Source organism: Nostoc sp. NMS2 (genome assembly GCF_017115105.1).
Classification (GTDB): Bacteria; Cyanobacteriota; Cyanobacteriia; order Cyanobacteriales; family Nostocaceae; genus Nostoc.
Map to the genome: position 1 here is coordinate 1 of NZ_JABXKH010000063.1, position 6,155 is coordinate 6,155.

Below are 6,155 nucleotides of genomic sequence, written 5' to 3' on the forward strand. Positions count from 1 at the left end.
TTAAAGGTATTTATATTTTAATTTATTGTACCTTATAACAGACGTAAGTGCTGTATCGTTCACTAAACCGCCTTGTATTATGGCTTGGTAGTAGAATTAATATACAACATGAACAAAGGAGCAAGGACGTGCAAGCCATACTTTTAAGCCGCGAAGAAGTTGGACGACGTGCGAAAGAATTATATGAAAATAGCATTCGTCAACAAGTAGAACGAGAAGAAAACATCGGTAAAATGGTGATTATCGATATAGAAACAGGTGAATACGCAATTGATAAAACAGGCTTAGAATCGGCACGATATTTACGTAATAAACACCCATTTGCTCGACTTTTTGGTATTCGCATTGGTTATAAAGTAGCTGTTTCCTTCAGTGGTGACATGGAGCGCGATTATCGGTGATTTCTGGTATTGTCAAGAACGGACGCGCAACCGTTAATATCATATTTCGACTGCCCAATCAACCAGATTTTACTATTGAATTTGTTGTCGATACAGGTTTTACAGAGTTTCTTTCCTTACCCACAGCAGCAGTTACTCTATTGGGTTTTCCTTTTGTTTATGATATGTATGCAAATTTAGCTGACAATAGTAATGTAATCTTGCCAGTACATCAAGCTACCATTATTTGGAATGGAGAAGAACGGGAAGTGAATGTACTTGCTACAGGACGGCTACCTCTATTATGAACTGCTTTACTTGATGAGCATGAACTTGTCATACAGTTTACTAAGGGCGGTTTAGTAACAATTGATGAATTGTAGTTGCTTTCTGGATATATCGAGTTTCTATTAATAGCAATGAGAATTAGAATTATTACCCCAAGGTCAGTAGCTACTCGTCAATTAGCCACCCACGCTCTATGCCGTGTTCAATTCCGCCAGTCCAGTCCATTTTCAGATGCTTCCGCACTTTATAGAACAGATGTTGAACTACAACTGGATTAATTGAATTTTTAACATATTTTTCTTCATACCTAAATTCTCGGTCAGTATTTTTCTGCTGACGTAGTACGTAAATCTGGTCAACCTTGTACTTACGAAGATTGACATCACTGGTCAACTTGATCCACTCCATAAGTACAACATATAAACTATTTGGATTCCTTGCCTTTAAATCCTCTGCTGCTCGTGATGAACCTTCGAGCATAGTTTTATCGAGATATGTCTTACATTCAATTGCAACAACTGGAATATCGAAAATGTGTGTTTCGGTGTTTCCTATAACTGTAACTTCAGAGTAGTTTTCCGGTTCCTCTTTAAGAAGTGGGAGTATTTCACCAGGATTTTCATCTTTCTCCGGTGGGGTTGCTGCTTCAAATGATACTTGAATAGTGGCTCCAATTACAAAGTCATGATCTTTCTTTTCAATACGTGCATACGGTCGCTTCAGCATCTCAGAGTATTTTGGCGGTACAAAGAAAATATCTTTGAACGTATGTGATTTGCCGATGAGAGCATTTTCTCCAAAGTCTCTGACTAAATCTTTAAACAGATAATAGAGAAATTCCTCCAACACGCTAGAGTGAAGGTTTGATCGAGAATCAAACTTCTCAGCATAGTGCTGCTGGTCTAAAAAATCCTTATATTTTGATAGAAGCTCTACCCTAGTAGTAATAATTGCGTCATCTTGAGCAGTAGGTGTTGATGTCGGCCCTACTAATTCGAGATTAGCGGAACGCCACTTATCATACTCAGTTCTAATCTCACTGAGATATTTTTTACTGTCAACATCTCTGTATTTTGTGCGGTGATTCTCCTTTTGTTCAAGATTAGAGCCGTGAACTAAAGGGTTCCTATCGCTTTTGGGCATAGCTCTAATTTATCTTGAAGATGAAGTGCGATCGCTTGAGCAAGAATAGGTGGTACAGCATTACCTACCTGATTGTACTGGCAAAGAAACTTCTCGTCGAATCTCTCTTCTCGATGTAATAACTTGTGAGATACAACAGTCTTCTTTCCTAGAAAACGATAAGTGTCAGGAAAAGATTGCACACGTGCGCCTTCACGGGCTGTCAAATTGCGATGCTGGAAAGGATGCAGAAAATTGGCGTAAAACGAAGCGGCTATCGTATGTGATGGTTTATATGGATTTAAACGTCGGTTATTCTGGTCATAACTTATCTCAGATAACTCACCATTTCCACTACGGCGTCTAGCCCCATGTTCTTTTGGTGCATCTGAACTTGATTCACCCCATTTAATATGTTTGAAGCGTTCTACAAGCCTCTGAGAATGATCCATTGCAACATGATTGTAAAGTGTTTGGCTACCATTCCTAATCCAGCTTTGATAGTTATTGAGAGGTTCTGAAATATAAGGTTGTTCCTCTTCACCCTCCCGTGCATTCAGTGGTGGTAAATCTGATATAGCATCCCACAAGCTTATGGCAGGAAGTAGGCCCATGCAGGCAAATATTGATAATTGAGAGCTATTTACATGCAATAAATCTAAGGAATGTGTTTTTGGAGGAATACCTAACTCTTTTCCTATCTTATTTCCAACAATAAAAATTCGCTCTCTAATTTGTGGTACACCATATTCAGCAGCATTTAATGACCATACTTCTACAAAATATCCGAGATTTCCAAAAGTTTCTTTAATAATATCTATTACTTTTCTACCTTCAATATTTTTGCGCGAAAGTAAACCTTTAACATTCTCCATTACAAAAGCTTGAGGTTGGAGAAAACATATCCACTCAGCAAAGTTAATGAATAGACTATTTCTAGGGTCTTTAGGATCTTTTTCTGCTGGCCCGGCAATACTAAAACCTTGACATGGAGGCCCACCAATAACAATATCCGGCTTGAAGTGACAGATATCCTTTATGCTACTTGCAGTGTTTAAATCACGGATATCCTGTTGAATAACTGTCATACTAGGGCGGTTATGGCGCAGCGTATCACAAGCCCAGGCATCAATCTCAACGGATAAAGGAACAGAGAAACCTGCCATCTCGAAACCTAAACCAAAGCCGCCAGCCCCAGCAAACAAATCAATAGTGATAGGTTGTGCTGTTAGCATAGATTCTTAATGTGGTTACTCATGTGATTTACCTTCTAAATACTCTAGGATGATACCCTTGTACCACTTTGTCAACCTGCTACACAGTTATTCTGGTCAAGGTATCTGGCTATAAGTAATTTTTAGTATTCTTCAATCAATCGACTGATTCTGAATCAGACCTGAAGTGCATTTAAAATGGGAAAATATAAAGAATCATTAGGAGGAATCAATCGTCATGAGTGTGATAGTTGCTAAGTGGACGATTGACGAATATCACCGTATGATTGACGCTGGCATTTTGAGCGATCGCCTTTCGCAGATGATTTCAGGTATTATTTACGGATATAATCAGTAGGTAAATCAAGTAAAGTGGATATGAAGCCCACAAATGAACAAACTCAGGGACTCTACAGGCTTTGTTATCGACTTACTAATGTCATTTACCCTGGATGGCCATACACAAACATCGAACTTGTTAGGGTAGATGAACGGACTGGCAACTTATACGTACTTGCTGGCGAAAATCTGGACTTTGAGATTAAACCAACCGGAGGGTATGAACCATGACAGTAGCTAAGTATGAAGCGATGAATCTTAATGAACTACGTCGCTATGTTCTCACTCACCGAGAAGATGTTGCAGCTTTCCATGTGTATATCGATCGCTCAAAGTCTGAAGGGCAAATGATCAGCATAGACTTGAATGATGAGAATTGGGAAGACAAAGTTAAAGAAGCAATTAAATATAGTTCTAATGCTATTCGTTGGTACTGTAATAATACACCAAAATATACTAAAGAAGCTCAGATAATTTCTGAATGGTGGAATCATTTAGATAATAAATTTGTCACCAAGCATCATCTTACTGGAATAGAAATTGATCGAGCAACTGGAATCTGGGAACCAATTCAAATTAACCCACCAGTGCAAATACGCATCAGTGAACCAAGTCTAGAAATTGGTCAATTTACTACGTTGCTCAAATATAGAGGTCAAGATAACTCTATAAAACAAATAGAAGCCGTTGCTATTGACTTGGATATTGCAAAGCAAAACCTATTTGTTTGGCCGACTCAAGCAGCAGAAGTTTTTATTTTCTCAACAGAGGCTACTTAACACTTCGCTGTACTCAAGTTTCTTAGGCTACATCCGTTAGGATAAAAAATCACTCCTTCTAAGCATACAAATTAAGAATTAAGGAGCAAGAGTGTGCAAGCCATACTTTATAATGCAGCCAAGTTATGGTTACTAGAAGATGAGTATGAACCAATTGAAGGTAGGCTTTTAGCTGCGGAATTAGTCTGAGTTACTAGAGAGTTAGTAGAGAATATGATTGAGAACACTTGCGTAACTCTTATAAAGTTTCAAGAATATATACGTCATTATCATAGCTATGATTTTCAGCAGAAGTGTCAATCCATAAGCCACCATAGATAATCATTTGATGATTAAACTGTATAGTTGAATGACCAAATCTAGGAGGAGGAAACTTTCCTTCTACTTCTGGAATAATCCCCGTATAAGTTCCACAAGTAGTTTCTTCTAAAGTAGGCATATTTAATAGTACTAAATTGCCAATCGTCACATGACTAATCCCCTTACCGGGAGCCATGCCTGCAAACAAAACTAGGCTATCTCTAAATTCTCCATAACCATGAATTGTTCGGTAGGGAATTCCATCTTCTTCATCATTAATTTCATCATCATAATCTTCATAATCTTCTTCATTTTTGTTCGGTAACAAAATTTGATAACTATAGTTTTCTCTGCCCTGAAATTTGGCTTGCTGCCATTGAAACTCCGGTAGATTTTGGGAATCAAAATCTACTAGTTCTAAAGTTAAAATATTTGAGCAAAATCCTCCGTAAGCAGCATCACCGAGAAATTTGACTAATGTATTGCCCCTAATTATTAGTCCAGCTAAGGCAGAGCTATAACAGTTGTTAACTTGGATATTTATCCAGCACATATTTGTAATATCGAGCAGATGTAAATCGTCTAGTGCTGCGTAGATATCATAAGAGCCACCATCAATTAATAATTTATTTTTAAACAACGCTGCACTATGATGAAAACGAGGTGCTGGTGGTGTTCCATTAGGGGTAATTTGTGACCATTGCCAAGTTTTGAGATTGAGGATATGAATATCAACATCACTAAAAATATATCCCCCATCTTTTGCCTCTTCGTATCCTCCCCAAACCAGCATTTTATCTTCAGCTAAAACAGCAGTGTGAAAACTTCTTTTGGTCGGAATTTCGCCGGAAATTTGAGGTTGTATCCAAGTCAAAGATTCCAGATCCAACAAATGAATATCGTTTAGAGTTTCACTTATATCATTGTGTTCTCAACCAAAAATAATCATATAACTTTGATACAAAATAGCGGAGTGTCCAGATCTCGGTTGAGGAGGTTTGCCTTGAATTTTAGGATTTTTCCAGATGAAGTGGGGGTATTGAATTTGCATTGGTGTTTTCTGGTAAAAATTGCTTAATTCATTAGATAAAAGCAGAAAATTTCTTTTATCTTGCCTTTTTCAACAGTAAAATTTAAACCTCCAGGACTGGGTTCTTCAACTATGTAATTTAAATTGGTAACTTTCCCATCTTGGGATATTTCAGTTTTTCCATAAGTTCTAATTACTTTTGATTGTCTGTCACCTACTTTTACTCCATCTATGGTGGAATATTTAGAACTAGTTGCTTTGATTTGATAAACAGTAAATTTACCTGGTTGAGCATCTTCAGCTAAGTCAACTGTGATGCCTGCATATTTCAGAGTACGAACTTTACCAATAGCAGCTATAAAGCCATTTTCTACTTTTACAGGTTTACCTAAAATTTTTCTGACTTGTGCCTCGGACATAGAAAGTTTTACGCCACCTATTCCTAGACGTTCAATAGTTATTCCTGTTGATTGATTATTAGTATTCTGAGAAATTTGATAGTTAGTGGTGGTAGCAGTTACTTGATTATGGGTATAGCTAGTCAAGAGAATAACAAAAGTAGCGATGCCTACGGCGGGCTGCGCCAACGCCAACAAAATTTCTCTTAACATAATTGCATACTCGACTATTTTATAGTTACCAAGCTGTTATAGCGTTTCCCGGTCCAGTGAGGTACAATAATTAATTAGACTGTGCATCTTAA

The 6,155-nt window shown here is 37.6% G+C and carries 8 protein-coding genes; 4 read left to right on the forward strand and 4 right to left on the reverse strand.

The features are described from left to right. The first annotated feature begins 128 nt into the window (after positions 1 to 128). Positions 129 to 401 carry a hypothetical protein gene (locus HWQ36_RS12460; RefSeq protein WP_292702690.1) on the forward strand — a complete coding sequence of 91 codons (273 nt, stop codon included), beginning with the start codon at positions 129 to 131 and terminating at the stop codon, positions 399 to 401. Then, entirely contained in the window at positions 398 to 688 is a 291-nt protein-coding gene (locus tag HWQ36_RS12465) for a clan AA aspartic protease (RefSeq protein ID WP_292702693.1), read from the forward strand. Before HWQ36_RS12460 ends, HWQ36_RS12465 begins: the two co-directional genes overlap by 4 nt. A gap of 145 nt (positions 689 to 833) precedes the next feature. Here HWQ36_RS12465 and HWQ36_RS12470 read toward each other — a convergent pair whose 3' ends face one another. Continuing rightward, positions 834 to 1,811: a Bpu10I family restriction endonuclease gene (locus tag HWQ36_RS12470; RefSeq protein ID WP_292702696.1), complete on the reverse strand. Its 978-nt coding sequence runs from the start codon at positions 1,809 to 1,811 to the stop codon at positions 834 to 836. Further along, positions 1,784 to 3,025 (reverse strand): DNA cytosine methyltransferase, encoded by a 1,242-nt coding sequence (locus HWQ36_RS12475; protein WP_292702698.1) that lies wholly within the window; start codon positions 3,023 to 3,025, stop codon positions 1,784 to 1,786. Before HWQ36_RS12475 ends, HWQ36_RS12470 begins: the two co-directional genes overlap by 28 nt. Positions 3,026 to 3,382: 357 nt before the next feature. Here HWQ36_RS12475 and HWQ36_RS12480 point away from each other — a divergent pair, with 357 nt between their 5' ends. Both HWQ36_RS12480 and HWQ36_RS12485 read left to right on the forward strand, forming a co-directional pair. After that, the gene (locus HWQ36_RS12480) at positions 3,383 to 3,574 is read left to right on the forward strand and encodes a hypothetical protein (protein ID WP_190876219.1); all 192 of its coding nucleotides are present in this window, start codon (positions 3,383 to 3,385) and stop codon (positions 3,572 to 3,574) included. Next, positions 3,571 to 4,122, forward strand: a complete 552-nt coding sequence (locus HWQ36_RS12485; RefSeq protein ID WP_292702706.1) for a hypothetical protein — start codon at positions 3,571 to 3,573, stop codon at positions 4,120 to 4,122. Before HWQ36_RS12480 ends, HWQ36_RS12485 begins: the two co-directional genes overlap by 4 nt. Positions 4,123 to 4,360: 238 nt before the next feature. On the opposite strand, the gene HWQ36_RS12490 is transcribed toward HWQ36_RS12485, so the two are convergent. Next, positions 4,361 to 5,341, reverse strand: coding sequence for a kelch repeat-containing protein (locus HWQ36_RS12490; RefSeq protein ID WP_366828911.1), 981 nt, complete (start codon positions 5,339 to 5,341; stop codon positions 4,361 to 4,363). Between the two features lie 155 nt (positions 5,342 to 5,496). Continuing rightward, positions 5,497 to 6,063 carry a hypothetical protein gene (locus tag HWQ36_RS12495; protein ID WP_292702711.1) on the reverse strand — a complete coding sequence of 189 codons (567 nt, stop codon included), beginning with the start codon at positions 6,061 to 6,063 and terminating at the stop codon, positions 5,497 to 5,499. Positions 6,064 to 6,155: the final 92 nt, after the last annotated feature.

Bases quoted from the DNA above. Each gene is read 5' to 3' on its own strand.
- HWQ36_RS12470 (WP_292702696.1), bottom strand. From the start codon at position 1,811: ATGCCCAAAAGCGATAGGAACCCTTTAGTTCACGGCTCTAATCTTGAA.
- HWQ36_RS12485 (WP_292702706.1), top strand. From the start codon at position 3,571: ATGACAGTAGCTAAGTATGAAGCGATGAATCTTAATGAACTACGTCGC.
- HWQ36_RS12480 (WP_190876219.1), top strand. From the start codon at position 3,383: ATGAAGCCCACAAATGAACAAACTCAGGGACTCTACAGGCTTTGTTAT.
- HWQ36_RS12495 (WP_292702711.1), bottom strand. From the start codon at position 6,063: ATGTTAAGAGAAATTTTGTTGGCGTTGGCGCAGCCCGCCGTAGGCATC.
- HWQ36_RS12475 (WP_292702698.1), bottom strand. From the start codon at position 3,025: ATGCTAACAGCACAACCTATCACTATTGATTTGTTTGCTGGGGCTGGC.